The organism is Lentzea sp. NPDC060358, assembly GCF_042725365.1.
In the GTDB taxonomy this organism is placed as follows: Bacteria; Actinomycetota; Actinomycetes; order Mycobacteriales; family Pseudonocardiaceae; genus Lentzea.
Genome location: NZ_JBHXCW010000186.1, coordinates 1 through 15738 on the forward strand (window position 1 = coordinate 1; position 15738 = coordinate 15738).

At 72.0% G+C, this 15738-nt stretch carries 18 protein-coding genes; 5 read left to right on the forward strand and 13 right to left on the reverse strand.

The genetic code is table 11. The annotated features are described in order from the left end of the window. From ACFWGZ_RS30265 to ACFWGZ_RS30280, 4 genes are all read right to left on the reverse strand, one after another. On the reverse strand, positions 1–571 hold a 571-nt coding region (locus tag ACFWGZ_RS30265; RefSeq protein ID WP_382454989.1), incomplete at its 3' end, for a DJ-1/PfpI family protein. 39 nt (positions 572–610) lie between these two features. Then, entirely contained in the window at positions 611–1027 is a 417-nt protein-coding gene (locus ACFWGZ_RS30270; protein ID WP_382454990.1) for a hypothetical protein, read from the reverse strand. A gap of 36 nt (positions 1028–1063) precedes the next feature. Then, entirely contained in the window at positions 1064–2311 is a 1248-nt protein-coding gene (locus ACFWGZ_RS30275; protein ID WP_382454991.1) for an MFS transporter, read from the reverse strand. Positions 2312–2458: 147 nt separating this feature from the next. Continuing rightward, positions 2459–4768, reverse strand: coding sequence for a hypothetical protein (locus ACFWGZ_RS30280; protein WP_382454992.1), 2310 nt, complete (start codon positions 4766–4768; stop codon positions 2459–2461). Between the two features lie 240 nt (positions 4769–5008). Between ACFWGZ_RS30280 and ACFWGZ_RS30285 the strand changes: the two genes are divergently transcribed. Then, a complete protein-coding gene (locus tag ACFWGZ_RS30285; RefSeq protein WP_382454993.1) occupies positions 5009–5467 on the forward strand; it encodes an RDD family protein in 459 nt (152 codons plus the stop codon). Here ACFWGZ_RS30285 and ACFWGZ_RS30290 read toward each other — a convergent pair. The 6 genes from ACFWGZ_RS30290 to ACFWGZ_RS30315 all read right to left on the reverse strand — a co-directional run bounded on the left by ACFWGZ_RS30290 (position 5460) and on the right by ACFWGZ_RS30315 (position 9609). Beyond that, positions 5460–6104, reverse strand: coding sequence for a response regulator (locus ACFWGZ_RS30290; protein ID WP_382454994.1), 645 nt, complete (start codon positions 6102–6104; stop codon positions 5460–5462). The two genes, ACFWGZ_RS30285 and ACFWGZ_RS30290, sit on opposite strands and share 8 nt — an antisense overlap. Then, positions 6104–7273 (reverse strand): sensor histidine kinase, encoded by a 1170-nt coding sequence (locus ACFWGZ_RS30295; protein ID WP_382454995.1) that lies wholly within the window; start codon positions 7271–7273, stop codon positions 6104–6106. Before ACFWGZ_RS30295 ends, ACFWGZ_RS30290 begins: the two co-directional genes overlap by 1 nt. A gap of 14 nt (positions 7274–7287) precedes the next feature. Next, positions 7288–7740, reverse strand: a complete 453-nt coding sequence (locus ACFWGZ_RS30300) for a hypothetical protein (protein ID WP_382454996.1) — start codon at positions 7738–7740, stop codon at positions 7288–7290. 129 nt (positions 7741–7869) lie between these two features. Beyond that, positions 7870–8409 carry a carboxymuconolactone decarboxylase family protein gene (locus ACFWGZ_RS30305; protein WP_382454997.1) on the reverse strand — a complete coding sequence of 180 codons (540 nt, stop codon included), beginning with the start codon at positions 8407–8409 and terminating at the stop codon, positions 7870–7872. A gap of 41 nt (positions 8410–8450) precedes the next feature. Then, positions 8451–9011 (reverse strand): redoxin domain-containing protein, encoded by a 561-nt coding sequence (locus tag ACFWGZ_RS30310; protein WP_382454998.1) that lies wholly within the window; start codon positions 9009–9011, stop codon positions 8451–8453. A gap of 4 nt (positions 9012–9015) precedes the next feature. Further along, positions 9016–9609 (reverse strand): protoglobin domain-containing protein, encoded by a 594-nt coding sequence (locus tag ACFWGZ_RS30315; protein WP_382454999.1) that lies wholly within the window; start codon positions 9607–9609, stop codon positions 9016–9018. A 172-nt stretch (positions 9610–9781) separates the two neighbouring features. Here ACFWGZ_RS30315 and ACFWGZ_RS30320 point away from each other — a divergent pair, with 172 nt between their 5' ends. Beyond that, entirely contained in the window at positions 9782–10420 is a 639-nt protein-coding gene (locus ACFWGZ_RS30320) for a MarR family winged helix-turn-helix transcriptional regulator (RefSeq protein WP_382455000.1), read from the forward strand. A gap of 445 nt (positions 10421–10865) precedes the next feature. Here ACFWGZ_RS30320 and ACFWGZ_RS30325 read toward each other — a convergent pair whose 3' ends face one another. Together ACFWGZ_RS30325 and ACFWGZ_RS30330 are read right to left on the reverse strand one after the other, a co-directional pair. Next, the gene (locus ACFWGZ_RS30325; protein WP_382455001.1) at positions 10866–11543 is read right to left on the reverse strand and encodes an MOSC domain-containing protein; all 678 of its coding nucleotides are present in this window, start codon (positions 11541–11543) and stop codon (positions 10866–10868) included. Then, positions 11540–12208, reverse strand: a complete 669-nt coding sequence (locus ACFWGZ_RS30330; protein WP_382455002.1) for a type 1 glutamine amidotransferase — start codon at positions 12206–12208, stop codon at positions 11540–11542. Before ACFWGZ_RS30330 ends, ACFWGZ_RS30325 begins: the two co-directional genes overlap by 4 nt. Positions 12209–12334: 126 nt before the next feature. Between ACFWGZ_RS30330 and ACFWGZ_RS30335 the strand changes: the two genes are divergently transcribed. Continuing rightward, entirely contained in the window at positions 12335–12757 is a 423-nt protein-coding gene (locus ACFWGZ_RS30335; RefSeq protein WP_382455003.1) for a Fur family transcriptional regulator, read from the forward strand. Between the two features lie 19 nt (positions 12758–12776). Continuing rightward, on the forward strand, positions 12777–14243 hold the full coding sequence (locus tag ACFWGZ_RS30340) for a catalase (protein WP_382455004.1): 1467 nt from the start codon (positions 12777–12779) through the stop codon (positions 14241–14243). Between the two features lie 16 nt (positions 14244–14259). Here the strand turns inward: ACFWGZ_RS30340 and ACFWGZ_RS30345 are convergent, their stop codons facing one another. After that, positions 14260–14520, reverse strand: a complete 261-nt coding sequence (locus ACFWGZ_RS30345; RefSeq protein ID WP_382455005.1) for a DUF3253 domain-containing protein — start codon at positions 14518–14520, stop codon at positions 14260–14262. A gap of 74 nt (positions 14521–14594) precedes the next feature. Here ACFWGZ_RS30345 and ppk2 point away from each other — a divergent pair, with 74 nt between their 5' ends. Then, positions 14595–15560 (forward strand): polyphosphate kinase 2, encoded by a 966-nt coding sequence (gene ppk2 / locus ACFWGZ_RS30350; RefSeq protein WP_382455006.1) that lies wholly within the window; start codon positions 14595–14597, stop codon positions 15558–15560. Positions 15561–15738 lie beyond the last annotated feature (178 nt).

Sequence of the window (15738 nt, forward strand, 5' to 3'; positions counted from 1 at the left end):
CGATGCCCACCCCGAGGAACCGCTCCACGAGCCACAGCGCGACGTCCAGGCCCGACGTGATCCCGCCGCCGGTGATCAGGTCGCCGTCGTCGACCACGCGCGCGTCGACGACCGTCGCGCCCTGCGCGGCGAGGTCCGCCTTCGCGGCGTGGTGCGTGGTCGCGTTGCGGCCCTTGGTGATGCCCGCGGCGGACAACGCCATCGTGCCCGTGCAGATGCCGACGGGCAGCGCCTCGGCCGCCGCCAGCCCGGCGAGGAAGTCAGCGTCCCGCATGACCTTCCGCACGCCGGACCCGTCATCGCGGTTGTAGCCGCCGCCGGGCACCACGACCACGTCGGCGCCGTGCGCGGACCAGCCGTGCGCGACCTCGATCTCCGTGCCGAAGGCGCACCGGATCCTGCCCGGCTCACCGGTCGTCACGAGCGTCGTCTCGATCGCGCCGCCGGACGCCCTGCCCGCCTGCCCGAGCACCTCGACGGGGGCGACGAAGTCCATCTCCTCGACCCCGTCGAACACCACGACCCGCACGCGCAGCGGACTGTCCGCCGAAGCGTGAAATCCCTGTTCCACCAGTACTTCCCCATGTCCCTTCGAGCGTTGCGACGGGTGTCAGCGTAGGTCTCCCCGCCGCGCGGGGACCACCAGCACCACCGACAGCAGGACGACCAGCCCCAGCGTCAGCACGTTGAGCACCCGGTCCCGCGGCTCGTACACGTGCAGCATCGTCAGGTGATAGGCGAAATGCAGCACGTTGAACGTCAGCAGCGCCGCCCCTGCCAGCCGCACCACGACCTGCCGGCGCACGTGCGCGAGCGCGACCAGGCTCAGCACCGCGAACGACAGGTAGGCCGCGCCGACGTCCTTGGCCAGGTGCTCGTTGAAGGGACCGAGCTGCGGCAGCCACCGCAACCCGAAGCCGGGGAAGGTCGCATACCAGGACGCGGTGGCGAAGCAGGCGTAGATCCCCACGTAGGCCGACGTGAGTCCGAGGACGGCGAGGCAGATCCGGTCCAGAAGCAGTTTCATGTCCCGTGGACGAGAGCGCCCGCGCGTTCGTGACGGTCAGGACCGGCCGAGCGGCTGTGACGCGCGGCGCAGCGCCGGTGACACCCACGCCAGCGCCACCCCGGACGCCAGCACCGCCAGCCCGGCGGCGAGCCCGGCCCGCGGGTCGCCGGCGGCCACCGACACCACACCGCCGAGCACCGCCCCGAGCGGCTGCCCGAGGCCCCACGCGAGCATCCGGCCCGTCGTGTTCACCCGCGACTGCAGGTCCTCCGGGCACACCTGCTGGCGGTAGGTGATGCCGTTGATGACGACGGTCGCCCCCGCCACACCCCAGTAAACGGCCGCCGCGCACACCACGAGCCAATGGCCGCTCACCACCACCAGCACCCCGCCGAGCAACGACAGCGGCAACGCCCACAACGACACCCTCGCGTTGCCCCACCTCCGGGTGAGCCGCGGCAGCAGCCGCGACGCGACGACCGCGCCCACGCCCCAGCAGCTGAACAACGCGGCCAGCCGCAGGTCGCCGCTCGGCGCCACCCCCAGCACCCGGTCGGCGAACGGCACCAGCACCGCCACCCACGCCCCGCTCGCGACCGAGTGGGTCGCGCCGACCAGCGTCAACGTGCGGATCACCGGCTCGTCCCAGAGGAACCGCAGGCCCTCGCGCACGTCGGCGACGAGCTCACCGGCCCCCTGCACGGGCCGCGGGGTCGCCAGGCTGCGCGTGATCGCCCGCAGCAGCAACGCCGAGCCGACCCCGGTCAGCGCGTTCACCGCCAGCAGCGCGGCCGGGGCGGCGACCGCCACGAGCAGCCCGGTCAGCCCGGGCACGACGAGCTCCAGCACCGTCGTGCGCCCGTAGAGCCGGGCGTAGGCGACGGTCAGCTGGTCCTTGCCGACCAGGGCGGGCAACGCCCCGAAGTTGGCCGCGTCGAAGAACACGAACGCCGTCTGCGTCACGAACGCCACCACCACGACCTGCGGCGCCGTCAGCACGCCCGCCAGCCACGCGAGCGGCACGGTCAGCAGCACCCCGGCGACGGTGAAGTCGAGGGCGACCATCATCCGCCGCCGGTCGAGCCGGTCCGCGAGCGCACCGGCGAGCAGGCCGAAGACCAGGTAGGGCAGCGCCTCCGCCGCCGTGACGGCCGACGTCCACCCCGCGGACCCGGTGAGCTGGTAGACGAGCACGGGCAGGGTCACCGCGGAGATCACCGCGCCGAGGACCGACAGCGTCCGCGCGTTCAGGTATCTCGCGAAGTCGCGGCCGGACGCGCCGCGCTGCTCGGTGTCCCCCATGTCGTCAGCGTAGGCGCGGACCGGTGGCGGCGGACCGGCGACTGCACCGGTGGGCAATCTATTTTGGTCAACACTGAAACAACAGGGAAGAACGCGGCTGAGCCGGGTGCAGGGGGCTCAGCCGCGTCCGGGTCCTCTCGGGTCAGGTCAGCACGCGAGCAGCGAGCAGGCCTTCGCGGACGACCAGTCGGTGTACATCCGGATCGCGCCGACCGGCGTGTACTTCGCCTTCGCCTTGTTGGTCAAGGGGAACAGCGACAGCAGTGCGTAGGTCGAGCAGTGCACCACCTTCGACTCACCGGGCTGCAGCGCGAACGGCCCGGTCTGGCAGGACGGTTCGAAGTCGTCGACCACGTACGCGTCCGTGATGGCGATCGGGCCGTTGTTGGTGACGGTGACGCGCCAGTACGCGGTCGCGAACAGCACGCCGAGCACGCCCACGGGCGCTTGCTTCGCCCACGGTCCGGCGCCGCCCGCCTTGCAGTTCGACGGCGTGTAGGAACCGCAGATCTCCTTGTTCACCACCACGTTCGGCAGGCACTCCGAGCCCGGTGCCACCTGGCGGGTCACCGTGTTGGACGTGAGGGTGCCCGTCTGGTCCATTGCACCCGCGGTGTTGGCGATCGAGGTGACGGGGCAGTCGGCGGAGATGGTGGTGCGGAAGCACATCTGCGGCGGGTCGCCGCTGAACTCCACGACCAGCGACGGCTGGTTGCCGCCGGTGAAGTCGGAGGTGTTGTTCAGCACCAGCGACGCCGTGACGGTCAGCGAGGTCGCGGAGGCGCCGCTCAGGTCGACCGTGCCGTCGGGGGCGAAACCCGTGGTGGGCACGGGGTTTCCGCCCTGGTCGACGACCGTGACGGTGGACGCGCCGAGGTTCACGTTCGCCGGGGTGAGGCCGATGAGGCGGGCCTTGGCGAACGTCGTCGCGTGGGGTTTGCCGTCGCAGTAGAACTGACCGGGGGTGAGCGACACGGAGGCGCCGCTGCGCACGCAGGGCGACGCCCCCGTGTCAGGATCCATCGAGAACAGCACGCCCGCGTCGCCCAGGCCGATGAGGCAGCCGGTCGGCGCGTCGTAGGCGTAGCCGTAGTCCCTCGTCACGCCGTTGTTGGCGCTGGGGTGCGTGATCCGCGCCGGCACCCCGGCGCACGACGCGCCGGTGCTCCAGTCGTGGCACACCGCGGCGCCCTGGTAGGGGCCGCCCCAGATGGCGAAGTAGCTCCGCACGCGGTCGCCGGTGCGGACCACCTCCGGGTTGAACACCAGGACGCCGTTCTCCAGCCCGGCCGGGGAGACCGGCGCGGGCAACGGCGACCCGTCGACCGCGTAGCAGGTGGTGCCGTTGACCCCGGTCGAGCTGACGCAGACACCGGCCTCCGCCCCCGTCGTGCCGTAGGCGGTGTAGGCGTTGTAGGTGTAGTTGCCGAACGGTCCCGCCGGTTTCGCGGTGGCCCAGCCGGCGCACGCGGTCGCGGTGGCCGGGTCGAAGCAGCCGAGCGTGGGCGTGGTGCCGCTGGGCGTGGACGACGACGCGAACAGCTTGCCCGCCGCGACGGTCAGCGCTCCGAGGTAGTACCCGCCGTTGTTGCTCAGCGGCACGATCGGCGCGTACGGCTGGCCGGCGCACGCGCTCTGCGAGGAGATCGTCCAGCACAGCACGTGGCCGGAAGTGGCGACGCCGTAGGCGTTCCCGCCGATCTGGACGAGGCCCGCCATCTCGAACGTCTGCCCGCTGCGGTTCATCAGCGGCCAGTAGCCGCAGTTGCCGGGCGCGGCGAGGTCGAGGCAGCCGACGCCGATCGAGGTCGCCGTGGTCGCCGAGTAGTACACGCGCGCCGGGTTCTCCGGGTCGCGGACGTACTGGGGTTCCAGCGGGCTCTGGACGTCGCCGGCGCCCCCGAACGGTCCCGGTGTGGTGCTGAGCGTCTTCGGCCACGGGCCGCCCGCGCAGAGGGTGTTGGTGGCGATGTCGGTGCACACCAGCTTCGGGGTCGCGGGAGCCGCGTGGTGGTAGACGTTCCACGCCTGCAGGCGTCCGTCGGGGGTGCGGTGCAGGATCGGGGTGAAGCCGTCCCCGCCGGTGGAGCTCGCGCTCGGCTGGACGGGCGGCGTGAGCAGGTTGGCGCGGGCGGTGCCGCTGTTGCGCACGTCCGGGTGGGTGGCGGTGAGCGTCGGGCCCTCCGTGCCGGTCCAGCCCGGCGGCACCTGCAGCGAGCCGGGCACCAGGGTCTGCCCGGCGCCGACGGTGTCGGTGATGGTCGCGGGGCCGTTGGCACCGCTGGAGTAGGACACGACCCAGGTGGGCGTGTCTCCGTGGGAGGCGGGGTCGGACACGCCCTGCACGGACTTGGTGAGCGAGGAGGCGAGTGGCTGGGCGGCTACGGGGGCGGCGGCGGTGAGTGCGCTGCCCGCGAGCACGGTCGCCAGCGCCACGGCCGGCAAACGTCTTCGCACGAGCAGATCCCTTCGGCGGTGGGATTCGGTAACCAGGGCGCTGACGCTAAGCACCAGGCCAGGGCTCCACACGCCCCCTCACTCTCGTGAACACGATGTCTGCCCCATCAGACCAGCGCGCCGCGGCGGCACAGGTGGTCCGGCAGGTGCTTTCCACATCGGACACGAATGGAAGTTCACCTGAACGCCCGCTGAGATGCCCATTAGACAATCCAATGGCCGCACCACCAAGATGTGCGCGTGGCCCTCGATGCCGAAGCCCGGTCGATCGTCCTCCGCCGCTACTCCCAGCACGTGGTCGAGCTCGTGCTGCTGACGATCGCCTCCGTGCTGAGCCTCGTGCCGGGGTTCTTCCTGGCCCTGCTGCTGGTCAGGATCGGCCTGCCGCCGGAGCGCTTCGCCCTCGTCGCCGTCGGCTCGATGGCGGTGGTGTCGCTGCTCGGGGTGGTGTGGATCGAGATCTGGTACCCGTACCGGCACGGCGGGTCGACACCGGCGATGCGGTGGTTCGGCATCCGGATCACGACGCTGCGCGGCGGCGAACCGTCCTTGAAGGACTACTTCGTGCGCTGGCTGCTGATGGTCGTGGACGGCCTGTTCCTGGGCGTGGTCGGGGCCGTGCTGATCGCGCTGACGCCACGCAACCAGCGGCTCGGCGACATGGTCGCGGGCACGGTCGTCGTCCGCCGGATCACCTGAGCAGGCCGTTGCGCCACGCCCAGATCGCGGTCTCGGTGCGGTTGCGGGCACCGATCTTCTCCTGCACGTGCGCGAGGTGCGACTTCACCGTCGACAGCGAGATGCGCAGGCGGTCGGCGATCTCGGAGTTCGTCCAGCCCCTGCCCACCGCCAGCACGACGTCGAGCTCGCGCCCGGTGAGCGGGCTGTCCGGCTGCTCCCGGCCGGTGCCGCCGGTGAAGTGCGCGAGCAGCCGCACCGTGACCGCGGGCGAGACCAGCGCCTCTCCCCTGACCGCGGCGTGCACCGCCTCGACGAGCAGCCGCGGCCGGGCGTCCTTGAGCAGGAACCCGCACGCGCCGGCGAGCAGCGCGGCGTAGACGTTCTCGTCGACGTCGTAGGTCGTCACCACGAGCACCCGCAACGGGTCCTCGACGCCCGGCCCGGCCAGCAGCTCGGTCGCGCGCAGCCCGTCGAGCTTCGGCATCCGGATGTCCATCAGCGTCACGTCGGGGCGCAGCTGCCTGGCCAGCCGCACGGCCGCCTCGCCGTCGGCGGCCTCGCTGATCACGGTGATGCCCGGTTCGGCGTCGAGGATCAACCGGAAGCCGGTGCGCACCAGGGTCTGGTCGTCGGCGATCAGCACGCGGATCGTCATCAGATGCCCCTCGGCAGTGCGTCGAAGTCGAGCGGCAGTCGCGCGGTGACCCGCCAGCCACCGTCCCCGTGCGGGCCCGCGGTCAGCTGCCCGCCCAGTGCCTCCATCCGCTCCCGCATGCCGATGATGCCGTGCCCGCCTTCCGCGGCGGGCCCGGCCGCGCCGTCGTTGTCGATCTCGAGGACGAGCTCGTCGCCCTCGGCCCTGGCCGCGACGCGGGCCGCACCGGTCCGCGCGTGGCGGCGGGTGTTGGTGAGCGCCTCCAGCAGCACCCGGTGCAGCGCGACGGAGACCTGCGCCGGCAGCGCGAGCGTGTCGACGTCGTCGGACATCCGCACGGACGCGTCCTCCCCCACCGCCGCGCGCACGACGTCGCCCAGCACGAGGCTCGGCGACGGCAGCGGTTCGTCGCTGCGCAGCACGCCGACGAGGCCGCGGGTGGCCGTCAGGGCCTCCGCCGCCGCCTGTTCGATCTGGTCGTAGAAGTCGAGGGGGTCCTGCGGCGGCGCGGCCGGGTTCTCCGCGAGTGCCTGGGCCGCACGGGTCCTGACCACGATGCCGGTGACGTGGTGCGCCACCAGGTCGTGCAGGTCCCTCGCGAGCTGGAGCCGGTCCTCGGTGCGGATGCGGTCGAGCTCGCGCCGGTGCCGGGCGTCGGCGTCGCGCAGGATGAGGCCCAGCGCGACCGCCCCGCCCCACGCCAGCGCGGCGGCCACGGGGAACAGCGCGGCCGGGAAGTCCAGGCCGTAGCGGACGATCGGCGCGAGCACGACGGCGGCGCAGGCGGCGACGGCGAGCACCGCCGCCCGCACCGGGGGCAGCCGGCGGCACCCCGCGGCGGCCACCAGGAGCAGCGCCAGCACCTCCGTCACCGGCGGCTGCGCCGGGACGCGGTCCACGAGTCCCGCCGCGGCGGTGCCGAGCAGCGAGAGGACCACGACCGCGCCGCCGAGCAGCCCGACCCGGCGCGGGAACCTGCGGCGCAGCACGGCGAGGACCGCCGTGGCCTCGCCCGAGTACGGGACGACCAGGGCGAGCAGCGGTCCCAGCACCCCTCGGGGCTGGTCCGCGCCGGTCGCGAGCACCGCGTCCACCGCGACCGCGACGACCAGCGCCACGACCTCGGCCACGAACACGCCGCGCCGCGCCGTCGTTCCCCCTGCGGTCATGCGCGCATTCTCCGCTACCGCGCCTGCTTGACGGTCGCGAAGTACGCGTTGGACGCCGGGAGCCAGCTCGCCACCACCGCCAGCGCGGCCACCAGCGCGCCGCCGTACGCGGGCAGCGTCGCCGACCCCTCGCCGACGAAGAGGCTCCCCACCTGCAAGACGGTGAACACGGTCAGCAGGACCCGGGCCCAGTTGCGCCCGGACCGGACCTTGAACGCGAGCCACAGCTGCACCAGCGCGATCACCAGCGCGATGCCGGCGAACGTGTACTGCGTGACGGTGGCGGCGCTCTGGAGCTGGTCCTCGGTCATCTGCGTGCCCGAGGCCCGCAACGCGTCGACGAGCTCGTCGTGCGTGCCGACCAGGACACCGATGGACGTCACCGCGAACACGCACGACACGAGGAACCCCGCGAACGCGGCGTTGACGGTGGCCGGCGGCAGGGCCCTACCCGTTGAAGTAGTCATGATCACGACCATAGGACCAGGTCAGAGCGGGTGCGAAAGCCGCGGGACACATCTCGTACTTTTGGCCGAGAGCCCGGTTGCGGGGGTGCGGTGGCACCGCCACGATGCCGGGCTCCCCGGCCGGGAGGATCACTTGGTGAGCGACACGCGGGTGAAGTCCACCGGGACGTCGAGCGCCACGTTGATGTAGTTGGTGAACACGTTCAGCGCCACGTGGGCCACGGTCTCGACGATCTCCTCCTGGGTCAAGCCCGCGTCGCGCGCGGCCTGGACGTCGGAGTCGGCGACCTGGCCGCGCTTCTCGACGAGGGTGGTGGCCAGCGTCAGGACGGCGGCGGTGCGCGGGTCGTCGGACTTGCCGCTCTGCGCGTTGCTCATCTCCTCGGCCGTGGCACCGGCCTTCTTGCCGAGCATGGTGTGCGCGGACAGGCAGTAGTCGCACCGGTTCTGGTCCGCGACGGCCACCGCGATCTGCTCACCGATCTTGGCGCCGAGCGCGCCGCCGCCGAGTGCGCCGAACTGGGCCCACATGCTCTTGAGCGCGGCGGGCGAGTGGGCGACGGCCTTGAACATGTTCGGCACGAGGCCGAAGGCGCCCTTGATCTGCGCGAGGGTCTCGGCGCGCTCGTCGGTGATCTGGTCGGGGCTGGTGAGGTCGATGCGGGACATGGTGGTTCTCTTCTTTCCTCTGGTGATGGGGTGGTGCGGGTTCAGGAGCAGGTGCCGTCGAGCGAGCACGCGCCGGCGAGGGCGGTGTCGTCGATCTCGTCGGCCGGCGAGGGTGCCGTGCCGTCCAGCAGCCTGGTGACGGCGGAGGCGAGTGCCATGTCGTCGAGGGGGCCGAACTTCTGGGCGCGCAGCGTGCCGTCGCGGTCGATGAGCACCGTGGTGGGCGTGCCCTGCATGCGGTAGCGGCTGAACGTGACGGGCGCCGGGTTCTCGTCCTGCGCGGCGTCGACGCCCACCGGGAAGGTGATGCGGTACTCGTGCAGGAACGCCCGCAGGCTCACCGGGGTCATCGCCTTGTGGTGCTCGAACACCGTGTGCAGGCCGATGACGGCGAGGTCGTCGCCGAACGTCCGCGCGAGGCGCGTGGCCTGCGGGAGGGAGTGGCTGACGCAGCCGGGGCACAGCATCTGGAACGCCTCGAGCACGACCACGCGGCCGCGCAGCGCACCGAGGTCGAGCGGATCGCTGTTGAACCAGGCCGTCGTCTCCCACGGCGGTGCGGCCCGCAGCAGGCCGCTCGGCGGGGACAGGAGCAGGCTCACGACGTCACCACGCCCGGCCGGCGTAGGGCTGCGACCACAGCGCGATCTGCAGCGTGACCGACTTGAACCAGGCCTGGTGCATCGCGTCGACCTCCTCCGGGCTGTGCCCGCCGGCGGCCAGGAACGGCCGGATCGTCGCGGTGATCGGGTAGATGAACGCGATCAGGTGGCGCAGCGGGATGTGCGGCACCGAGTCGGCGTGGTCGGTCCGGTTCTTGTACGGCTCGGTGTGCCGCAACGCGATCTCGTGCTGGTAGGCGAGCCACCGCTCGTCGTACGGGCGGGTGCAGGTGTCGATGATCCACCGGCCGAAGCGGGCCCGGACGCGGGCGAGGTAGTCGGTGATCGGGGCGCCGTCGGGGGTGGAGAAGTACGCCACCAGGTGCGGGTGGGCGCCGACGAAGCCGTACCAGACGTCGAGCACCTCCTCGATCTGTCCACTGAGGACTTCACCGGCGGTGCGCAGCGCCGCCTGGTCCTCGGGTCCGAAGAGGACGCTCGCGAGGATCCCGTCGAGGTCGGCGCGCGTGACGGGCGAGGGCGCGAGCTCCGGGTCGTCGTGGGTGTAGCCGGCTGGTGGGTGTTCGGGAGACGTCATCGCTCTTTCCTCCGACTTGTCGGGCCGCCGCGTGGACCTCTCGGCGGGGCACGACCCAGTCTGCCACAAACTAGGTAGGACTCCTACCAACTTTTACTCCGGGTGACCCACGTCTCAGCCTCGCGAGGCCGTACCATCGGCGGGGGAAGCACTCACGGGCGAGGCGGAACGCATGACTGACACCGACGGCACGGCCGATCTCGACCGCCGACTGGCCGACGCGCTCGAACGGCTCGGTCACGGAATGCGTTCACTGGCGCAGCGCACGGCGCGGGAGCACGGCCTGTCGCCGTTGCAGCAGCAGGCGGTGCTGGCCCTGGCCCAGCACCCGCAGGCGCGCCACGAGGTGGCCGCGCTCGCCGCGGAGTTCGACGTGACCACGCCGACGATGTCCGACGCCGTGACGGCACTGGAGCGCAAGGGCCTCGTCAGCCGCTCCCCCGGCTCGGACGGCCGCCGCAGGGTGCTGTCGCTGACCGGAACGGGTACCGAAGTCGCACGTGGACTGTCCTCTTGGGACGACCCGCTGACGTCGGCGCTCGCCGGGGTCTCCGAGGCCGACCGCGCGACCACGCTGCACACCCTGCTGAGGGTGATCGGGGACCTGCACCGCACGGGCGTGGTGAGCGTGACGCACATGTGCACGACGTGCCGGTTCTTCGGCAAGGACGAGCACCCCGACCCGGCCGTGCCGCACCACTGCCACCTGCTGCGCGCGCCGCTGCCGCTGGCGCAGCTGCGCACGGACTGCCCGGAGCACGAACCCGCGGACGCCCCGGCGCGGCGGAAGAAGCGCACGCCCGCGGTGTGAGGAGGGCCGGCGCCCCGGCTCGCGCCGCAACGCGCAACGGCGCGGACGCCCCGACTAGCGACGCAAGGGCTCAGCCGCGCAGGCGCCTTCGGCTCGCGACGCAGGGGCCAGCCGCGCGGACACCCGGCTCGCGACGCAAGGCTCAGCGGCGCAGGCACCCCGGCTCGCCGCACAAAGCCCAGCCGCGCAGGCACCCCGGCTCACGACGCAAGGCTCGGCCGCACCGACGCCCCCGACTCGCCACGCGAGGCCCAGCCGCGCAAGCACCCTGGCTCGCCACGCAAGGTCCAGCCGCACAGGCGCCCCGCCTCGCCATGCAAGACCCAGCCGCACAGGCGCCCCGGCTCGCCACGCAAGACCCAGCCGCGCAAGCACCCCGCCCCGCCACCCAAGACCCAGCCGCGCAGACACCTTCGCCCAACGCAGGGCCGCGGCACGACCCCGCTCAGCCGTGCAGACGCGCGCCCTGATCCTCCAGGTGGCCCTCCGCGCGGCGGCGCAGCCTCGTGGCCCACGACTCGGGCACCACGCCCTCGTGCCGCAGCAGGTGCAGGGCGCCCTCGGTGTCGTCGCGGTCGATGTTCACGATCCGGTGCACCTCGGCCGCGGTGATGCCGTGCAGGGGCTTGCGCGCCAGGACGAGCGCGTCGCCCGCGCCCACGTGGCCCGGCTTCAGCACGCGGCAGTAGAACCCGGTGCGGCCGGTGCGCTGGGTCCGCACGGCCATGTCGTCGACGCCGTGCCGTGCGGCGAGCTTGAAGCAGGGCCGGCGCGGCTGGCTCACCTGCAGCAGCACCGTGCCCACGGCGTAGACGGCGCCGATCAGCACGTCGCTCTCCAGCAACCCCGAGGTGGTCAGGTTCTCGCCGAACGCGGGCATCTCGAGCTCGCCGACCTCGTCCGCCCAGGCCGCGTAGTGCTCGCGCGGGTAGAGCAGGACGGCCTTGTCCGGCCCGCCGTGGTTCTCGCGGTCGCCCTGCTCGTCGCCCACCAGCCCGCCGAACCCGACGTCCACGCGTCCCAGCACGGGCGTCTTCGCGATCGCCGTGGGCACCTCGCGTCCCCGCCAGGACAACCGGCGCACTGTTCCCGTGGACACCGCGACCACGCTCGCGTCGCTCACCGGTTCACCACCCCGGCGGCGAAGGCGGCCCACCGTTCGAGGACCTGGACGCCGACGACCTCGACGGCGTCGACCTCGGCGAGGGTGATCTTGCGGTCCTCCGGCAGGTAGGGCGTGATCTCCCACAGCTCCTGCGCCCCGATCTCCACGTGGAACTGCAGCCCGTAGGCCGTCCCGCACCGGAAGGCCTGGTGCGCGTAGAGGTCCGACCGCGCCAGCAGCCGCGCGCCCTCGGGCAGGTCGAACGTGTCCCCGTGCCAGTGCACCACCGGGAGCGACGGCCCGAACGGCGAGAGCACCGGGTCGTCGGTCGCGGTGATCTCCACCGTGCCGGCGCCGATCTCCTCGACCGGGCCGCGGTGCACCCGCGCGCCGAGCGCGGCGGCGAGCAGCTGCGCGCCGAGGCAGACGCCGAGCACCGGCTTGCCGAGCCGCACGCAGTCCGCGATCAGCTCCCGTTCCCGCGCCAGGTGCGGGTGCTCGTGGTCGTCGAGCGCGCCCATCGGCCCGCCCATGACGACGAGCACGTCGAGCTGCGCGGCCGCGGGCAGGTCGTCACCGAGGTCGGCGCGGACCACGGACACCGTGCTCCCCACGGCGAACAGCGCCGGCGTGATGAGACCAGGCCCTTCGAACGGAACGTGCTGGATGACCACCGAGTGCACCGCAGACCCCTCGTTTTCTTGAACCGGTCCGGACTACTTGCCCCGGACGCGCCCAGCATGACACAGTATCGCTAGGAGTCCTAACTATCTAAGGCCGAAGGAAATGCCCGGCCGAGGAGGTGCCACTTGCCCGCCGAAGACGCGGTCGCCGCCCTGCGCGGCGTCTCGCTGAGGGTCACCAAGCAGCGGGTCGCCGTGCTGACGGCCCTCGAGCACCACCCGCACGCCGACGTCGACCAGCTCGGGCGGATCGTCCGCGACGAGCTGGGTTCGGTGTCCACGCAGGCGCTCTACGACGTGCTGACGGCACTGGCGCAGGCCCGGCTGGTGCGGCGGCTCGAGACCGGCCAGCGCGCCCGCTTCGAACTGCGCCGCCACGAGCACGACCACGTGGTGTGCCGGGGCTGCGGCGCGGTCGCCGACGTCGAGCGGGCCGGCGACCCGGCACCCGGGAGCTCCACGTGGACGCACGGTTTCCGCGTCGACGAGTCCGAGGTCCTGCACTGGGGGCTCTGCCCGCGGTGCCGGCCCGGCGTCCAGATCCACTGAATCGGAGAAGGTCCACCTGATGTCGTTCGAAGAGAACACCAACCCGCTCACCACGGCCGCGGGCGCGCCGGTCGCCGACAACCAGAACAGCGTGACCGCGGGTGCCCGCGGCCCGGTGCTGCTGCAGGACCTGTGGCTGCTCGAGAAGCTCGCCCACTTCGACCGCGAGGTCATCCCCGAGCGGCGGATGCACGCGAAGGGCTCCGGCGCCTTCGGCACGTTCACGGTCACCGGCGACCTCACCGCGTACACGAGCGCGGCGCTGTTCAGCGAGGTCGGCAACCAGTGCGAGACGTTCACGCGGTTCTCGACGGTGGCGGGCGAGCGCGGCGCGGCCGACGCCGAGCGGGACATCCGCGGCTTCGCCACCCGCTTCTACACCGCCGAGGGCAACTGGGACGTGGTCGGCAACAACACGCCGGTCTTCTTCTTCCGCGACCCGCTGAAGTTCCCCGACCTCGCGCACGCCGTGAAGCGCGACCCGCGCACGAACCTGCGGAACCCGGAGAACAACTGGGGTTTCTGGACGAACCTGCCCGAGGCGCTGCTGCAGGTGACGATCGTGATGAGCGACCGCGGCATCCCGCGCTCCTACCGGCACATGCACGGGTTCGGCTCGCACACCTACAGCATGATCAACGCCGCCGGCGTGCGGCACTGGGTCAAGTTCCACTTCCGCACGCAGCAGGGCATCGAGAACCTGACCGACGAGCAGGCCGGTCAGCTGATCGGGCGCGACCGCGAGTCGCACCAGCGCGATCTGTTCGACGCCATCGAGCGCGGCGAGCACCCCGCCTGGAAGCTCTACCTCCAGGTGATGCCCGAGGCCGACGCCGCCGGGTACCGCTACCACCCGTTCGACCTCACGAAGGTGTGGAGCAAGAAGGACTACCCGCTCCTCGAGGCCGGCGAGCTGCGCCTGGACCGCAACCCCGACAACTACTTCGCCGACGTCGAGCAGGTGGCGTTCACCCCGGCCAACGTCGTGCCCGGCATCTCGCTCAGCCCGGACAAGATGTTGCAGGGCAGGCTCTTCTCCTACGGCGACGCGGCCCGCTACCGGCTCGGCGTGAACCACCACCAGATCCCGGTGAACCACCCGAACGGCGCGCGGCAGGTCAACTCCTACCACCGCGACGGCGCGATGAGGGTCGACGGCAACCAGGGCGGTGTCCCCGGCATCCAGCCGAACAACTTCGGGCGCTGGGCGGAGCAGCCCTCCTACGCCGAGCCCGCGCAGGCCGCCGGCGCGACCGCCGACCGGTTCGACTTCCGGGAGGACGACGACAACTACTTCGAGCAGCCCGGCGACCTGTTCCGGCTCATGACCGGCGAGCAGCAGCAGGCGTTGTTCGAGAACACCGCGCGGGCCATCAAGGGCGCGCGGAAGGAGACCGTCGAGAAGCACGTCCACCACTGCGCCCAGGCAGATCCCGCGTACGGCGAGGGTGTGCGCAAGGCGTGCGAGGCGATCGGCGCGCTCTAGCCGCCCGGTGCGGCGCTCACCCCGTGGGCGCCGCACTGATGCGGATCGGCCCGCGCCACTCCTCGTCCGGGGACAGCACCTCACCCCGGCTCGTGACGACGACCCGCCCGCGCCGGGCCAGGTCGCGGGCGATGGCGCGGGCCGGTCCCATCAGGTCGCGCCAGTGCTCGCCGCCCACGGCGCGGGCGGCCTCGGACGGGCACAGCGACTTGGCCGGGCCGCGGGCCGCGGCCAGCTCCAGGATCGTGTGCTCCAAACGGTCTTCCCCTGCGCTCATCCAAGAAGACGTACCCCGGGAAGGGATGCCGCGAACGCGGTTTCGGCACCCTTACGTCGGGTATGTACGATTTCGTGACCGACGTGACTCTCGACTCCCTCGACCTGCTCGTCGAGGGCTACACCGCCGAGTTCCCGGACAACGACGAACCGGTCCTGCTCGGCCCCGACGGCCGGGAAGTGACGACCTGGCAGGAGAACTACCCGTTCACCGAACGGATGTCCCGCCCCGAGTACGACCGCCTCAAGCGCCTGATGCAGATCGAGCTGCTGAAGCTGCAGTACTGGGTGCGCGAGACGGGACAGCGGCTCGTCATCCTGTTCGAGGGCCGCGACGCCGCCGGCAAGGGCGGCACCATCAAGCGCTTCATCGAGAACCTGGACCCGCGCGGCGCGCGCACCGTGGCCCTGGAGAAGCCGGACGAGCGCGAACGCGGCGAGTGGTACTTCCAGCGCTACGTCCGCGAACTGCCGACCGCCGGCGAGATAGTGCTGTTCGACCGCTCCTGGTACAACCGCGCCGTCGTCGAGCACGTCATGGGCTACTGCACCCAGGACCAGTACGACCTGTTCATGCGCCAGGCCCCGGTCTTCGAACGAATGCTCGTCGACGACGGCGTGCTGCTGGTGAAGTTCTGGTTCTCGGTGTCGCGCAACGAACAGCGAACCCGGTTCGTCATCCGCCAGGTGGACCCGGTGCGCCAGTGGAAGCTCAGCCCGAACGACATCAAGTCGCTGGACCGCTGGGACGACTACACCGAGGCGAAGGTCGCGATGCTGCGCGCCACGGACACCGAGATCGCGCCGTGGACCGTGGTGAAGAGCAACGACAAGAAACGCGCCCGCATCGAGGCGATGCGCAGCGTGCTGGCCCGCTTCGACTACGCGGACAAGGACTTCGAGGTCATCGGCAGCCCGGACGTCCGCGTGGTCGGACCGGCCGCGACGCTGCTGGAGGAGGGCGAGGACGAGACCGCGCTGAGCCCGACACCGATCGCCCCGCACACCGAGCACGGCCCAGGCCTGCACCCGGACGACTGAGCGCCGCCACGGTCTCCGCCGCAGGCGGACCGTGGCAGCCGCGAATCCGGCGCGAGGCCGAAGGCGAGCCGAGCCGACGGCGAAGCCGAGGTGCTTTGACTTTTGGCTTGAAACAGAAGGTTCCGGTGGGGTGGTCCCGTCACGAGCCGTGCGAAGCACTCGCTGCAGCCAGGAGGGG